16 protein-coding genes and 1 pseudogene are annotated in these 16215 nt (G+C 31.7%); 11 read left to right on the top strand and 6 right to left on the bottom strand.

The features are described 5' to 3' along the window. Positions 1 to 117 precede the first annotated feature (117 nt). From RR554_RS08735 to holA, 9 genes are all read left to right on the top strand, one after another. A complete protein-coding gene (locus RR554_RS08735) occupies positions 118 to 1146 on the top strand; it encodes a CdaR family protein (RefSeq protein ID WP_332467842.1) in 1029 nt (342 codons plus the stop codon). Between the two features lie 46 nt (positions 1147 to 1192). Beyond that, entirely contained in the window at positions 1193 to 2551 is a 1359-nt protein-coding gene (gene glmM / locus RR554_RS08730) for a phosphoglucosamine mutase (protein WP_332467841.1), read from the top strand. Positions 2552 to 2670: 119 nt separating this feature from the next. Next, positions 2671 to 3216 carry a 16S rRNA (guanine(966)-N(2))-methyltransferase RsmD gene (gene rsmD, locus RR554_RS08725; protein WP_332467840.1) on the top strand — a complete coding sequence of 182 codons (546 nt, stop codon included), beginning with the start codon at positions 2671 to 2673 and terminating at the stop codon, positions 3214 to 3216. Positions 3217 to 3232: 16 nt separating this feature from the next. Next, a complete protein-coding gene (coaD, locus tag RR554_RS08720) occupies positions 3233 to 3730 on the top strand; it encodes a pantetheine-phosphate adenylyltransferase (protein ID WP_332462957.1) in 498 nt (165 codons plus the stop codon). Beyond that, the gene (locus RR554_RS08715; protein ID WP_332462956.1) at positions 3731 to 4777 is read left to right on the top strand and encodes a SepM family pheromone-processing serine protease; all 1047 of its coding nucleotides are present in this window, start codon (positions 3731 to 3733) and stop codon (positions 4775 to 4777) included. Between the two features lie 64 nt (positions 4778 to 4841). Continuing rightward, positions 4842 to 5480, top strand: a complete 639-nt coding sequence (locus RR554_RS08710; RefSeq protein ID WP_332462955.1) for a helix-hairpin-helix domain-containing protein — start codon at positions 4842 to 4844, stop codon at positions 5478 to 5480. A gap of 30 nt (positions 5481 to 5510) precedes the next feature. Beyond that, complete coding sequence (locus tag RR554_RS08705) at positions 5511 to 6005, top strand: ComE operon protein 2 (protein WP_332462954.1); 495 nt, start codon at positions 5511 to 5513, stop codon at positions 6003 to 6005. Positions 6006 to 6036: 31 nt separating this feature from the next. Continuing rightward, positions 6037 to 8304: a DNA internalization-related competence protein ComEC/Rec2 gene (locus tag RR554_RS08700; RefSeq protein WP_332467839.1), complete on the top strand. Its 2268-nt coding sequence runs from the start codon at positions 6037 to 6039 to the stop codon at positions 8302 to 8304. Positions 8305 to 8362: 58 nt separating this feature from the next. Continuing rightward, positions 8363 to 9379: a DNA polymerase III subunit delta gene (gene holA, locus RR554_RS08695; protein WP_332467838.1), complete on the top strand. Its 1017-nt coding sequence runs from the start codon at positions 8363 to 8365 to the stop codon at positions 9377 to 9379. 54 nt (positions 9380 to 9433) lie between these two features. On the opposite strand, the gene rpsT is transcribed toward holA, so the two are convergent. The 5 genes from rpsT to RR554_RS08670 form a co-directional block, all read right to left on the bottom strand. Beyond that, entirely contained in the window at positions 9434 to 9688 is a 255-nt protein-coding gene (rpsT, locus tag RR554_RS08690; RefSeq protein WP_332467837.1) for a 30S ribosomal protein S20, read from the bottom strand. A gap of 112 nt (positions 9689 to 9800) precedes the next feature. Further along, positions 9801 to 10634 (bottom strand): DegV family protein, encoded by an 834-nt coding sequence (locus RR554_RS08685; RefSeq protein WP_443081332.1) that lies wholly within the window; start codon positions 10632 to 10634, stop codon positions 9801 to 9803. A gap of 19 nt (positions 10635 to 10653) precedes the next feature. Further along, positions 10654 to 11196, bottom strand: coding sequence for a DUF1836 domain-containing protein (locus RR554_RS08680; RefSeq protein ID WP_332462949.1), 543 nt, complete (start codon positions 11194 to 11196; stop codon positions 10654 to 10656). Positions 11197 to 11317: 121 nt separating this feature from the next. Next, complete coding sequence (locus tag RR554_RS08675) at positions 11318 to 13255, bottom strand: heavy metal translocating P-type ATPase (RefSeq protein WP_332467835.1); 1938 nt, start codon at positions 13253 to 13255, stop codon at positions 11318 to 11320. Positions 13256 to 13391: 136 nt separating this feature from the next. Continuing rightward, a complete protein-coding gene (locus RR554_RS08670) occupies positions 13392 to 14225 on the bottom strand; it encodes an undecaprenyl-diphosphate phosphatase (protein ID WP_332462947.1) in 834 nt (277 codons plus the stop codon). A 190-nt stretch (positions 14226 to 14415) separates the two neighbouring features. Between RR554_RS08670 and RR554_RS08665 the strand changes: the two genes are divergently transcribed. Further along, positions 14416 to 14919: a PTS sugar transporter subunit IIA gene (locus tag RR554_RS08665; RefSeq protein WP_332462946.1), complete on the top strand. Its 504-nt coding sequence runs from the start codon at positions 14416 to 14418 to the stop codon at positions 14917 to 14919. Between the two features lie 37 nt (positions 14920 to 14956). Here RR554_RS08665 and RR554_RS08660 read toward each other — a convergent pair whose 3' ends face one another. Continuing rightward, the gene (locus RR554_RS08660; RefSeq protein WP_332462945.1) at positions 14957 to 15586 is read right to left on the bottom strand and encodes an MBL fold metallo-hydrolase; all 630 of its coding nucleotides are present in this window, start codon (positions 15584 to 15586) and stop codon (positions 14957 to 14959) included. A 156-nt stretch (positions 15587 to 15742) separates the two neighbouring features. Between RR554_RS08660 and RR554_RS08655 the strand changes: the two are divergent. Next, positions 15743 to 16215, top strand: a pseudogene (locus tag RR554_RS08655) (hypothetical protein); the annotation flags it as partial.

Here is a 16215-nt window from a genome sequence, read left to right as displayed (position 1 = left end):
TGAATATATTGATATTCTAAACAAAGAGTTAATTCAAAAAATTGAAGACAATAAACAAAATATTTTTTATCAATTCATTGAAGGCACTAGGAAAAGCTTCAAAGGAGGTAAAAAATAATGAAAAAAACAAATAAAGGTCCCTGGTTAATTCGGATTTTATCATTATTCTTTGCGGTTCTTCTTTTTTACAATGCTAATTCGTTAAGCTTAACGAATGAAGAAACAAATTTTAATGAGTTAACAGCAACCGCTGAAAAAGTTCCAGTCAATGTGACTTATAATCAAGATAAATATTTTGTTTCTGGTTTTGAGCAGACTGTTAGTGTAGATTTAAAGAGTCCAAATAAAATTTTACTTGATAAAGAATCCAATGCTGAAACTAGAAGCTTTTCAGTATTGATGGATTTAACGAAGTATAAAGAAGGAACACATGAAGTGCCGCTTCAAATTGTTGGTTTGCCAGCGTCAATTAAAGGAACAATAAAACCTAATAAACTAAGTGTAACCATAGAAAAGAAGAAGAGTAATAAATTTCCAGTGGACGCAGCTATCGATAACAAAATATTTTCTAATGGATTCCAGGTTGAGCGAACAGATATTGATCCAGCCAATGTAACAATATCTGGTGGTGAAGATTCAATCAAGCATGTCTCAAAGGTCATTGCAGGAATAAGTGATAAGAGCGATGTTTCAAGCGATTTTTCTCAAAAGGTAAAAGTCTATGCAGTAGATTCGAAGGGTGAACCGGTTAATGTGAAAATTGAACCCGAGTCTGTCAGAGTAGATGTCAGTGTGACAGCACCGACTAAAAAAGTGAAAATTAATCCAATTCAATCGGGTATTATCCCTAAAGGAATTAAAGATTATTCATTTTCACTTGAGCAACAGAATGTGGACATTACTGGTCCAAAAGATATGATTGATGAAATCAATTCAATTGATTTGAAAATTGATACTTCAAATATTAGAGAAACAATAGGTAGTTCTTATGTAGTGGTAGTACCTAAAGAAGTTAAAGTCAGTCCTGATACAGTGTTTGTAACGGTGACTCCAAACAAAGACAATTCTAGTGCTTCAAAAAAGGATAAGTCGACAACGTCTGGAGATTCTGATAAAATTTCTGATAGTAGTAAAAAAAGTAAATAGATTAAAATAAAAATTAAGCATAATCGGTTAGGAGATTTATTTAAAAATGGGTAAGTATTTTGGAACAGATGGCGTTAGAGGAATTGCGAATCAAGAATTAACCCCAGAACTAGCATTTAAAATTGGACGTTGTGGAGGTTATGTATTAGTTCAACATAGTGATTTAGAAAATCAAATGCCTCAAGTCCTAGTTGGTAGAGATACACGTATTTCTGGTCAACTTTTAGAGCAAGCATTAATTGCTGGGTTATTATCGGTTGGGATCGAAGTACTGCAGTTAGGTGTGATAAGTACACCAGGAGTTTCTTATTTAACAAGAAGTCAAAAAGCAGCAGCAGGTGTTATGATTTCTGCTTCTCACAATCCAGCTGAAGACAATGGAATCAAATTCTTTGGTCCAGATGGTTTTAAGCTAGCTGATGATGAAGAGTTAGAGATTGAAGCATTACTTGATGCTAAGGAAGATACACTACCAAGACCTTCTGCAGACGGATTAGGTACCTTAGATGACTATCCAGAAGGGTTGCAGAAATATATGGAATTTCTTAAAGAGACAATTCCTGATGACCTTTCAGGTTTAACAGTCTGCTTGGATGGTGCCAATGGTGCGACTTCGCCACTTGTTAATCATTTATTCGCTGATTTAGATACTGATTTTTATACAATGGGAGTTAGACCAGATGGTTTAAATATCAATGCGGGTGTAGGTTCTACTCATCCAGAAGAATTGGCCAAATTTGTTGTCGAAAAAGAAGCTGATTTAGGGTTAGCATTTGATGGTGATGGCGACCGTGTCATTGCAGTTGATGAAAAAGGAAATATTGTAGATGGAGATAAAATTCTTTATATATGTGGTAAGTATTTGAAAGAACAAGGTAAACTAAACGGTAATACAATTGTTGCAACAGTTATGAGTAATTTGGGATTCCATAAAGCGGTTAGCGAAGCTGGAATGAATGCTGTATGTACACAAGTTGGTGACCGTTATGTGGTTGAAGAAATGAGAAAATCAGGTTTTAATTTGGGTGGAGAACAATCAGGTCACATTGTATTTGTCGACTATAATACAACAGGTGATGGGTTACTATCTGGTATTCAATTAATGAATGTTATGAAAGAAACTGGTAAAAAATTATCAGAACTTACGTCAGAAATTGAAGAGTATCCACAAAAACTTGTTAATATTAAAGTAAGTGATAAAAATGGAGCAATGAATGTTCCTGCTATTAAAGCTGTGATTGATGAAGTGGAAGCTGAAATGGCCGGTGATGGTCGCGTATTAGTTAGACCTTCTGGAACAGAGCCTTTGTTACGTGTTATGGCGGAAGCTCCAACTGAAGAGAAAGTTAATTATTATGTAGATAAAATTGCTGAAGTTGTTGTGAAAGAAATTGGTTTAAACTAAACTGTTGAAACAGAGAGTTACCATATCGGGACTCTCTGTTTTTTATATTGATTAATAAGTATTTTTTTGGAAAAGTTTGTTATAATGTAAAGCATAAAATAATTAAGGGGTAAGTAACTATGCGAGTAATAGCAGGAGATTTCAAGGGGCGAAGATTAAATTCTCTTTCTGGTGATAATACAAGACCAACAAGTGATAAAATAAAAGGATCTATTTTCAATATGATTGGGCCTTATTTTGAAAATGAGGTAGTTCTTGATCTGTTTAGTGGTAGTGGAAATCTTGCTATTGAAGCTGTCTCTAGACGTTGTAAACAAGCGTATTGTTTTGATAATCACTTTAAAGCAGTTAGCGTCATTAAAGAAAATATCGCTTTAACGAAGAAAGAATCTGCATTTGTTGTTAAAAAGATGGATGCAGATAAAGGTTTACATTGGTTGTCGGAAAATAGTGTATCGTTTGATTTGATTTTTCTAGATCCTCCATATGCTAAACAGAAGATTGTTGATCAAATAGAGGAGATGATTCAGTTAAACTTGCTTTGCGATAGCGCTCGTATCATCTGTGAAACTGACCGACAAATAGAGTTACCAGATTCAATTCAGCAACTAGAAAAAATAAAAGAACAAGATTATGGAGCAACAAAAGTTAGTATTTATCGATAATAAAGGATGATTAAACATGAGAGAAAAAAGAATAGCTTTATTTCCCGGAAGTTTTGACCCTTTTACCAATGGTCATTTGAATACAGTTGAAAGAGCAAGTCGACTTTTTGATGAGGTTATTATTGGTATTTTTACGAATACGACGAAGAAGCCTTTATTTTTGCCAGACGAAAAAAAAGAACTAACTGAAATAGCTGTGACTCATTTAGGAAATGTAAAGGTCCTAACACAAACTGAAGATTTGACTGTTAACATTGCAAAAAAATTAGAAGCTAAATTTTTAATTAGAGGCGTTAGAAATAGCCAAGATTATGAGTATGAAAAAAATATTGCTTTTATGAATAAACAAATGGATTCTGAAATTGAAACAGTATTTTTATTAGCAGATGAATTGTATAGTAATATTAGCTCAAGTATGATTAAAGAGATTGCTAAATTTCAGGGAGATGTATCATCTTTTGTACCAGAAAATGTAAACAAAGCTCTAAAACAAAAATACGGTCAGGATAAATAAATGAGATTAAGAGAAAGAAAAGGATTTAAGTTTTCTATTATTGGTATCATTGTTTTGATGTTGCTAGTGACGATTGTTCCAATTCCTTATTTTATTGAAATGCCCGGAAGTTCTGAGAATTTGAGAGATTACGTTTCTGTTGATGGAAAACGAGACAAGTATGACGGTTCTTTTATGTTAACAACTGTTTCAGTTCAGCAAGCAACAGTTGCTACCTTAATAAAAGGATACATTAATCCGACAAATGATTTAATAAGTAAAAAAGAAATGATGGGAACAGATAGCAACGAAGAATATGATGAAATGCAACGATACAATATGGAAACATCACAAAATATCGCGACTCAAGTAGCACTTGATTTTGCTAAAGAACCATATAAAGTTGATTATAAAGGTGTCTATGTTATGTCCGTTGATGAAAAATCAAATTTTTCACATCGTTTAAAAGTGGGAGATACAATTACTCAAATTGATGATAAAAAAATTGAGACGTCGAAAGACTTAATTAGTTATATTAAAAATAAAAGAGTGGACGAAGAGGTCACTATTACTTATGAATCTAATGGAAAAATAAAAAAAGTAAGTGGTGATTTGATCTCACTTCCTGAAACTAAAAAAGCAGGTATGGGAATTTCATTAGTCGATCATACCGAAATAGAAACGGAACAAGATGTTAAATTTAATACAGAAGAAATTGGTGGACCATCTGCAGGCCTTATGTTCACTTTAGAGCTCTACAGTTTGATTACTAAGACAGATATTAGAAATGGAAAAGATATTGCAGGAACGGGTACAATATCTACAGATGGAGTAGTTGGAAGAATTGGTGGAATTGACAAAAAAGTTATTGCTGCTGATCAAGAAGGTGCAGAATTATTTTTTGCTCCTGACGATTTGATAGAAAAAGAAGATAAAAAACTAAATCCAAAAATAAAAACTAATTATCAAGAAGCTAAAGATGCTGTTGAAAAAAATAACCTATCAATTAAGGTAATACCAGTAAAAACAGTGAAAGATGCTTTAGATTATTTAGAAAAAGAAAAGTAAAAGATGTTAATTTAACATTTTTTGCTTTTTTTTTCATATCTTTTAGTAAGAAGGGAGATATTCAATGAAACAAATAAAAAAATATGTAAAGAAAGAAAATTTACCTTGGGGAATATTATTATTGGTGGCAGTAGCTTTAGGTACTAAATTTTTTCTTGTGAGTGAGTCAAATCAGGTAGTAGCAACAGATGATGTTGATGTTATTTCTTCTACAGAGAATAAAGTAGAAGAATCTGAGGAACTCGTGGCTAATGATAAGATGTATGTTGATATCAAAGGTGCTGTTAAAAAACCAGGGATGTATGAAGTTTCTTCTGCGATGAGGGTGCTAAATGTAGTTGAATTAGCAGGTGGTTTGATGTCTGATGCGGATGATAAACAAATTAATTTTTCTGAAAAATTAGAAGATCAGATGATTATTTACGTTCCAAAAGAAGGAGAAGAGATTCCTGAGTTAAAAGTTCATAATGAAAAAAATGAAGAAGGTAATAAAAGGGAATCTAAAGAATCTAACAAAGTTAATATTAACCAAGCTGAAAAAGAAGAGTTGATGACACTAAACGGTGTAGGAGAAAAAAAGGCGGAAAAGATAATTGAATATCGGGAAGAAAATGGGTCGTTTAAAACCATTGAGGATTTAAAAAATGTGAATGGTTTTGGTGAGAAAACATTTGAAAGTTTGAAAGAATCGATTATAGTATAAGATAACACTTAAAAAGAAAGTAGTGACATTATGGAATTTGAAAGAATCCCTTGGGATCAATATTTTATGGGACAGAGTCTTTTACTATCATTAAGAAGCACCTGTACAAGATTAGCTGTAGGAGCAACAATTGTTCGTGATAAACGAATTATAGCAGGCGGGTATAATGGTTCTGTTAGTGGAGATGTTCATTGCATTGAAGAAGGATGCTATTTAGTTGATGGACACTGTGTAAGAACTATCCATGCAGAAATGAATGCTATTTTGCAATGCGCTAAATTTGGAGTGAAAACAGATAATTCTGAAATTTATGTAACGCATTTTCCTTGTTTACAATGCACAAAAATGATTCTTCAAGCAGGCATAAAAAAAATTCATTACTTAAAAGATTATCATAATGATGAGTATGCCATTCGTTTAATCGAGCAAGCTGGTGCATCTGTTCATCAAGTAAAACTTTCAAAAAAATATTTTAAAACACTTGAGTTCTTTGATGAATCTGAGTTTGATTCTAAAGAGGATTAGAGGGTGTTATTTTTTCCCGATTATTAGTTTTGTGGTTAGTTTGATTTATTTAAAAGATAATAAAATATTGTTTTTATTCTTTTTGGTTATTTCCTTGGTTAGAATTTATTTGTTAAAAAATCAAGATATTTTACTGGTGACCATTTGTTTTGTGTTTCTCGCGTTTATTTTCCATATTAATTATACTAATCGTCACAAAGAAATTGTTTCAGATGAATCATTTAAGAGCGAATTAAAAATTTATCCTGATTCAATGAAAGTTGATGGTGACTTGTTAAGTATGAAAGCGGTTGACTTAGCTACGAATGAAAAAGTCATGGTTCGCTACACGTTTAAAGAAGAAAGTGAAAAAGAAAAAATATTAAATACGACAAGGACGCTTCTTATAAAGGGAAATGTTGAGAATCAAGAAATAGAAAAAGCGAGGAATTTACACGGTTTTGATTATGCAGAATATCTAGATTCAACAGGAATTTCCAAGCAAGTTAAATTGGAATCAATAGAAGACTGTCATACTTATCCACTTCCTTTGTATCAAATTAATTGGAAAATAAAAGAATGGCGTAGAGGGGCTATTGTTCATAATCAAAAAAGATTTGGGAATTTAACAGAAGACTATATGAATTCTTTATTATTTGGTTATCAGAATAATTCTTCTGGAAGCTACCAGTTAACATGGAAAAAATTAGGTGTGGCCCATTTATTTAGTTTATCTGGTATGCATATTTATTTCTTTTTAACGTTATTTGATTTTTGTTTGTTGAGATTTTTCTTAACAAAAGAGCAACTATTTAAGTATAATTTAGGTTTTACATTCTTCATAGTCCTAATTACTGGAAGCGGACCTGGAATGATTCGAGCAGGACTTCAGCATGTGATTAAACAACTTAATCAACGTTTTAATTGGCAGTTAAGTGTTCTTGACTGTTGGTCTCTTGCTTTGTTTATCAACTGCATATTTCATCCTTACGTACTTCTAACTGTAGGCGGGCAATTGACTTACTATTTAACTTTTTTAATCATTTTCATTATGCCAATTATAAAAAAAGTTAATAATCCATTTATTAAAGGTATTGTATTTAATGTGTTACTATCTATTTTATCTCTACCATTAATTTGGTTTTATTTTTATGAATGGAATTTGTTAAGTTTTGTTATCAATCTGGTGTTGGGACCTGTTTTATTTCTTGTGATTATGCCATTGTTATTGTTAACATTTGGTTTATCATTTATTTTTCAAAAAGCTCATTTTGGCGTAGCTGAACAATTTTTGAGCTTTTTTCAGAGGATTGGGGATACGGTAAATACTTTTGATTGTTTTCGTCAGGTTGTCGGAAGGATACCGATACTATTGCTTTTTATCCTACTTTTTTCTCAATTACTTATTTTAATATGTTGGGAAAAGAACGGCATAGTTATGACAAAAAAACTCATAGCGTTATCAAGTATAACAGTCGTGACACCTTTTATTAAATATGTAAATCCAATAGGTATGATTGCTTTTGTTGATATTGGTCAAGGAGATAGTATTTTTGTTCAATTACCATTTCATCAAGGAAATTATTTACTTGATACAGGTGGAACTTTAGGATTTGAAGTTGAAGATTGGAAGAAACGTTCGGATAAAAGAGGTGCAGATTACACGTTAATTCCATTTTTAAAGAGTCAAGGTGTTAAAAAATTAGATACTGTGTTTATTTCTCATGCTCACGAAGATCATTTTGGAGATTTGGACCGATTAAGTGACTCAGTGAAGATTAAGAACCTTTGCTTTGGTCCTGGAAGTTATGATCAATCAAATTTTAAACGGTACTTAGCTTACCCAAGTTTGAAGAAAACAAAGAAAAAAGCGGTGACATATCAAAATAAGTGGCAGAAAACTAATTATAATTTGGATTGCTTGTACCCATTAGAAACAGGAGATGGTCAAAATAATGATTCTTTAGTTATGATGTTATCAATTAAAGACAGAAAAATTCTCCTAATGGGTGATTTGGAAGCAGAAGGAGAGAATGAATTGCTAGCTCAAAAAGAGCTGGATTTACAAGCTGATATTTTAAAAGTAGGACATCATGGGAGTAAAACGTCGAGTCAGTCTACTTTTTTAGAAAGAGTTACTCCAGATATGGCAGTTATTTCATGTGGGAAAAATAATCGTTATAACCACCCTTCAAAGGAGACTTTAGATAATTTAACTGATGTAAATGCTGAAATTTTTAGAACAGATGAAAACGGTATGGTTTATTTTACTTGGCAGCCATTTTCTAAAACATTATCTAAAGCAAAAATGATGAAATAAATGAGTGAAATTTATTTGTTATGTGTTAGGATAGATAGAGAAATAGGTAGGTGAGAGTATGTCATTACAGAATGAACTATCAGAAATAAAGAAGAAGAAATTTCAGTCGGTCTATACCTTGATTGGAACTGAAACTTTTTTGAGCGAAACTTTCAAAAAAGAATTAAAAAAACAAGTTTCTGATGAAGAAGATGATGATTTTAATATAGTTGGATTTGATATGAATGAAGTTGAACTTTCTAATGTCATTCATGAAGCAGAAACGGTTCCTTTTTTTGGAGATCATAAAGTGATTTTTGTCGAAAACCCTTATTTTTTAACAGGTGAAAAAAAGAGGACGGAATTAAATCATGATTTAACCTTACTTGAATCGTATTTGTCAAACCCTCTATCAACGAGTATATTGGTTTTTATGGCTAGTTATGATAAGTTAGATGAACGAAAAAAAGTGGTTAAGTTGTTAAAAAAGGAAAGTAAAGTAGTGGACGTTAGTAAGATGACGGAAAAAACGTTAATTCCATACTTAAGACAATACATTGAAAATGAAGGATACGATATTGAAAAATCAGCTTTTGAAGAGCTTGTTTATTTAACTGATATGGATTTAAGTCGAATAATGAATGAATTAGATAAACTATTTTTATATAGTTTGGAATCAAAGGTAATTAAAAAAAGCGATGTGTCATCGCTAATCCCTAAATCTTTAGAACATAATATATTCGATTTAAATCAGTATGTTTTAAAAAATAAAGCAGACCAATCGCTAAACTTATACCATGAATTATTGATAAGCGGTGAAGAGACGATAAAAATCATCTCAATTTTATTAGGCCAAATAAGACTGCTTCTTCAGGTCAAAATCTTGTTAGATATGAATTATCAGCAAAGCAACATGACAGATACACTAAAAATTCATCCTTACCGAATTAAGCTAGCAGTTGGACAAAGTAAAACCTTATCTTTTGATATTCTAGGTCAAATGTTTAATGAATTAATCGAGATGGATTTTAAAATTAAAACAGGTCAGATGGATAAAGAATTAGCATTTGAATTATTTTTATTACAATCGAGATAAAATAAAAAACTTGATGACTTGAGATCAAATTGATTTCAGTCCATCAAGTTTTTATTATTTAGCTAATTTTTTAGCTAAGCGAGATTTTTCGCGGTTAGCTTTATTTTGATGAATAAGTCCTTTTGCAGAGACTACATCAATTTCTCTAGTAGCAGCAACTAATAATTCTTGTTGGTTATCAGCGTTAGCTTCTACAGCTTTTTCAAATTTTTTCACAGCAGTACGCATTTTGCTTAATTTAGCTGAGTTAGCTTCATTAGATTTTTCACTAGTGCGAACGCGTTTGATAGCAGATTCGATGTTTGGCATTAAAATTCACCTCCGACATAGAGTTTATATTTGTTAGAACAAATATAATTCAACATTCTCATTATACAGAAAGCACATTAAGTTTGCAATAATTAATCATAAAAGATGTTAATTAAATTGCAAGTGCAGCAGCAGCAATAACTCCAGGTCCTGTATGAGCGCCTAAAACAGGACTTACTTCACCAAAATAGAAGTGTCGATAGTTTGGAAAAGCTTTTTTCATGTCATTCATTAAGTACATAGCTTCGTCTTTATCGATACCATAAGCAACGGCTAAATCATATTCTTGAGAAGTTTCAATCGTTTTTTCAATACTAGACATTAATTTTTTAAGGCTTTTTCTACGTCCTCGAGCTTTGTTGACGGTGTAGTAGATCCCGTCTTCATTACAAGAGATAATAGGATTTAAATTAAGGGCAGAGCCTAGAATAGAAGAAACTAAACCGATTCGTCCTCCTTTTTTTAAATACTCTAATGTTGGAATACTAAAGAAAACTTTACCATTAACAGGTAGTGTTTCAGTGAATTTTTTGATTGCATTAAAGGATGTTCCTTTATCAATTTCATTTTTGATAAAAGCTGCTTGAATACCGCCACCGATACCAATGCTTTTTGTATCAATCATAATGCTTTCAATTTCACTATGCTCCTCTAATGTTAGGCGCAAGGCGTTATGGGTACCGCTTAAACCGCTAGAAATAGTAATACAAACAATCTTGTTATATCCTTCTTCTTTTATTTTTTCAATAAGTTCTTGTACATAAGAAATGCTTGGTAGAGATGTTTTAGGAATCTCTTTATCTAAACGGTCGTAAATTTCTTTAGCAGAAATTTCAATTTTATCCATATAAATCTCATTGTCATATAAAATATTAAGTGGTGCGACAAAGATGCCGCCTTTTTTGATTAATTCTGGTGGTGTATCCATTCCAGAATCTACTAACATAGCTATTTTTTCAGTCAATTTATTTTTCCTCCAATAGTTTGGTTTGCTGTAAAAGGTCATCCAAATTTCTTTCAGTTATTAATTTTGCAATAAAAGTGGTACATGCCATTTGAATAGGTGCATAATCTTGTTTCAGTTGTTCAATAGTAATAGACTCATTATCTTTGTTAATGAAACAAGTGATTGTTGTTTCAAGATGGTCGCAAAAAAAGTTATAAGCCTCTTTAGCGCTGGTGGAATCAATTTGAAATTCAATCCCTTTTTTAACGTCTGGAATTTCAAAGGCTTGTTTCAAAATGGTAATGACAATTATTCGAGCTAAATGATTTTTTCCATATTTCTTTTTATGTGGTTTTGGAACTAACTTAAGTTTGACATAGTTGTTAACCATAGATGGTGTTATAGCTTTGCTATGGTTTAATTGAAAAGGAGATGTGTACTTTTCAACAATTTTAACCAATTGATCCATGTATATTTCAATGTCAGGTAAATAATCCCATCTAGGAATACTAGCTTCAAGGAGCAACGATTCCCATTCTTTTATTTTTGTAACTTGATTCATTTATCTGTCTCCTTGTGAGTGTTATCTAGTAATCAAAACTATATCATATGATAATGATGATTACAATTTAAACGAAAAAAAAAGAAGTAAATTTTAATCTAAATTTACTTCTTTTAAAATATTAGTTGCTAAATTGTTCTTGAAGTGATGTGTAAGAGTTTTTTTGTTCAATTTTATTCTTTTCGAATTTCTTTTCGATGGGTAATTTTCGTAGCATTCTAAGTCCGTTTAGAATAACTAATATTGTACTTCCTTCATGTCCAATAACGCCAAGAGGTAAATTAATGACCTTAAAGAAATTGGAAATAATTAAAAGAGCAATAACTGATAGAGAGAAGACAATGTTTTGAGTGACAATTCTTTTCAATTTAATGGCTAATTGATGACTAACAGCTAACTTTTCTAAATCATCCTTCATAAGAACGATATCAGCTACGTCAATTGCAATGTCGGTTCCTTGTCCCATTGCAATTCCAATTGATGCATTAGCAAGGGCAGGAGCATCATTAACACCATCACCAATCATGGCATTAATTCCTATTTTTTCTTTTTGCTCCTTAATAAATATCGTTTTATCTTCGGGTAAACAATCTGCGATCACATGATCTATATCAATCATTTTAGCAACAGCTTCTGCTGTTCTTGAATGATCACCTGTTAGCATTGTTGTTTCAATACCTTGCTCTTTGAAGTATTTAATTGTTTCAACAGCATCTTGTTTAGGAACATCAAGTAAGCCGAAAAAGGCAGTAACTTTATTATTTTTTGAAAGATAAATAACTGTTTTTCCTTCTTTTTGTAATTGCTCAGTTTGCTCAAGCATTTCTTTTGCTAATGGTTGAGTAGAAACAAAGTCAGCATTCCCGACTTTCCATTCATTGTCACGTTCTTTACCAAGCATTCCAGACCCAGTAATATCACTAATATCTAGCTTTACTTTTTTAGAGCTAAAGGGTAAATATTTTGTTGTAACAGCATTGGCAAGTGGATGAGTGGATTCCATTTCAATGGCTAATAACGTGTCAATGGCTACTTGTTTGTTATCAGTTAAGAAAAATTCATCAGTCACAATGGGAACCCCTTTAGTGATAGTCCCTGTTTTGTCAAAAGTAATGGCTTTTAAATCAGCCAATGCTTCCAGATAAATACCACCTTTGAATAAAACCCCATTTTTAGCTCCGTGAGAAATAGCTGCTAAAGTTGCAGGTGTTGCAGAGGCAACTAGGGCACAAGGGGAGGCAACAACCAGTAAAACCATACCACGGTAAAAACTTTCATTCCATGTCCAACCAAGGAAAAAATAAGGAAGTATAATAGCAAGCGGAACAAGGACAAGAACAACTTTTACATAAATATTTTCAAAGTTACTTAAAAAACTAGCTGTTTTAGATGGCGTATTTTGTGCGTCGTCAACCAATTGGATAATTTTACTAAATAGAGTATCTTTCGATTCTTTTGAAACAGTCATTTTTATGGAATTACCAATGTTAATTGTTCCTGCAAACAAATCTTCACCAAGTTTTTTCTCACGTGGGATTGATTCTCCTGTAATGGCTGCTTCATCAATAGAGGCGAATTCTGTAATAAGTTCCCCATCAATCGGAACGCTAGCACCTTTTGGAACGAGTAAAGTATCGCCGATTTTTAACTCTTTAACAGGAACTTCTGTTGTTTGACCATTCTCATTTAGAAGAAATGCATTTTCAGGTTGAATCTCCATTAAACTTTCGATTTCTTTTTTACTTTTGTTTGTTGTGAATTCTTCTAATGAACCACTTAATGAAAATATAAAAGTTAACATGATTCCTTCGAAATAGTACTGAATTGAACTTGCACCAATAGCTGCTAGTGCCATTAATAAATCGACATTAAGATGCTTATCTTCAATGGTATCAATAATACCGTCTTTTGTTTGATGAAATCCTCCAATAACCATACCTGTAATAAAAAGGATAGGGTAGATGTTTCCTCCAGATTTTTGATTTATTAGTCCAATAATCATTAATAGCCCACAGATAACGGTGGCTATCATGCTACTTTTTTCTTTTAATTGTTCCATGTGATCTCCTCCTAATAAATGAAGTCTAACATAAAACAAGTTAGATTGGAATGATTATAATCTATATGGTAACGATAGTCATTATCAGTGATAATGATTATAAAAAAGAAGCCTAAGAATAGGCTTCTTTGAAAAATTATTTTGTAAATAACCAATAGGCGATGATAATAGAACCTAAAATAATTCGGTACCAACCAAATACTTTAAAATCATTTTTCTTAATATAATTCATTAAGAATTTAATAGCAATGATAGAAACAACAAATGCCACTACACTACCAACTAATAGTAGAACGGTTTGAGTCATATCAAATGTGTTGCCTTTAAGTAAGAATTTAAGTATTTTTAAACCACTTGCACCAAACATAACAGGGATTCCTAAAAAGAAAGTGAACTCAGCTGCTACATATCGAGAACAGCCAAAAATGATTGCCCCAATAATGGTTGCACCTGATCTTGATGTTCCAGGGATTAAAGAAAGTACTTGGAACAAACCGATAATGATAGCTGTCTGGTAACTTAAGCCGCCTAGAGTAACAGTGGTTGGTTGCTTTCCTTTGTTTCGATTTTCAACAATGATAAAAGCAATACCGTAAATGATAAGCATTAGAGCAACAGGTAAAAACTTATGGAAATGAGCCTCTAAAAAATCATCAAATAAAAAACCAAAGATTGCAGCAGGGACAGAAGCGACAGCAACTTTAAACCATAATTGCCAAGTGGCTTTTTTTTGACCTGCCGTTTTGGTTGATGAGAACGGGTTTAGTTTACTAAAATATAAAACAACAACCGCTAAAATGGCACCTAATTGAACGACAACATTAAACATTTCCTTAAAGTCAGCTGAAGCATTTAGTTTTAAGAATTCATCTACTAAGATAAGGTGCCCCGTACTACTGATAGGTAACCATTCAGTAATTCCTTCGACAACTCCTAAGAAAACTACTTTCAAAATATTTATTAAATCCATTTTTTCAATCCTTTCATATATAAAATGTCAACGTTATTAGTTTAGATGATAACCTTCAAGAAAACCAGTTAAATTTTTTAAAATTTTCTAACATTATTGTAAGAAAGAAAAATGATTTTTTTATTTAATCGTTTTCATTAAAGTATTAGTATGTTAAAATAGTGTGACTAAATTGAAATGGAGTGATTTTGTGTTTAATTTTTTGAAAAAGAAAAAAGAAAATACATCAAACGTATCTGATGAATTATACGCTGTAGCATCTGGTGAGTTGATTGCGATAGATAAAGTAAATGATCCTGTTTTTTCTCAAAAAATGATGGGTGAAGGCTATGCGGTTTTACCAACTAGTGGAGTTGTTTATTCTCCAGTAGTAGGAGAAATTATGAGTATTTTTCCAACAAAACATGCTTTAGGTATTAAAATGGAAAATGGGTTAGAAATTCTTTTACACATGGGAATTGATACGGTTGAATTAAAGGGAGCTCCTTTTGATATTAAAGTAAAAGAGGGTGACAAAGTTACTGCCGAAACAGTTGTGGCTCATGTTGACTTAGATGTTTTAAAAGATGCAGGTAAACATAATGATTTAGTAGTTGTTATAACTAATTCAGCAGATAGCCTGGACAAGATTGATTTATCTAAACTTGGTGATGTTAATGAAAAAGACATTATCGGAAAAGCGTTATCTAAATAGCCAAAAATAGAGGTCGACTTTTGTCGGCCTCTTATTTTTAATTAAAAAATGGATTAGTCAATCGTTCTTTCCCAATTGTTGTTGGTTCTCTATGTCCTGGATAGGCTGCAAATTCGTCTGGTAGAGTAAAAAGTTCTGTTTGAACAGCATTTAATAGATCTTCAGTGCTACCAAAGGGTAAATCAGTTCGGCCAATACTTCCACTAAATAAGGCGTCTCCTGTTACAACGAAGTCATCAAAAATAAAGCTAACGCTACCTGGTGAATGCCCTGGTGTTGGAACAACTTTAAAAGTCATGTCTCCTAATGTGTAACTTTCGTAGTTTTTAAATTCAAATTCTGCAGGTTGGCAGATAACGCTAGGAATATCATTATGTCTCATCAAACCAGATAGGTTCAATTCAGGATTACTCAACCATTCTTGTTCAATTGGATTAATATAAACTGGCGCATGATAAAATTCACGAATATCTTCTAAGGCACCGATGTGGTCATAATGAGCGTGGGTTATCAAGATAGCAGCGACGTCACAACCTAAAGTTTCAATTTCTTTTTTTATTATTGGAGCGTCATTGCCAGGATCAACAATCAATAGATTTTTATTATTATAAATAAGATAACAATTTTCTTCAATTGGTCCTGTAATGATTTGTTTCACTTGAATCATAAAAAAACCTCCTTGTTAATGGTATCTATTATAACTGATTTCAGTGTCTCTTTTCAAAAAAATAACTTTTAATTTTTATTTCAATAGTTAGATGATTTATTTTTTACTTAAAAGAAGTATAATAAAGTCAATGAAAAAAATATTTAGGAGTTTAAAATGAATCAAAAATATAGAAAATTATTACTTACGCTGAGATTTATCCCGTTTGTTTTATCCAATGGCATGAATCTTTTTCCTATTTTAATATTTACTCAACTATTTTTAAGCAATAGAAAAGTAACGCATTTTGTTTTACCACTCATTCTGTATTATAGTTTCAAAACAACTATCTTATTTTTAATTAAAATTAAACCAATAAAATCTCAGCAATTATTAAAAATAGCGATTGTTATTGGTGTAGTTGGTTCTATATTAGGTGCTTTTTATTCGGTTAGTTTTTATTTTGTTTTACTGTCAGGAAGTTTCTTAGGTATATGTTCTGGTTTGTTGTATCCTAGCTTTTTAACGGTTCAATTTCATGAAAAGGCGTTAAATAATTTTACAATATCAAAAAAAGATCAGATATATTCTTTAGTTTTTGCTCTTGTTTTTTCTTACTTACTGTTTCGTATGATAAAGGTTTCAATCAC

The sequence above is a fragment of the Vagococcus sp. genome, assembly GCF_036639995.1.
GTDB lineage: Bacteria > Bacillota > Bacilli > Lactobacillales > Vagococcaceae > Vagococcus.
This window is presented reverse-complemented; position numbering and strand designations above follow the sequence as displayed.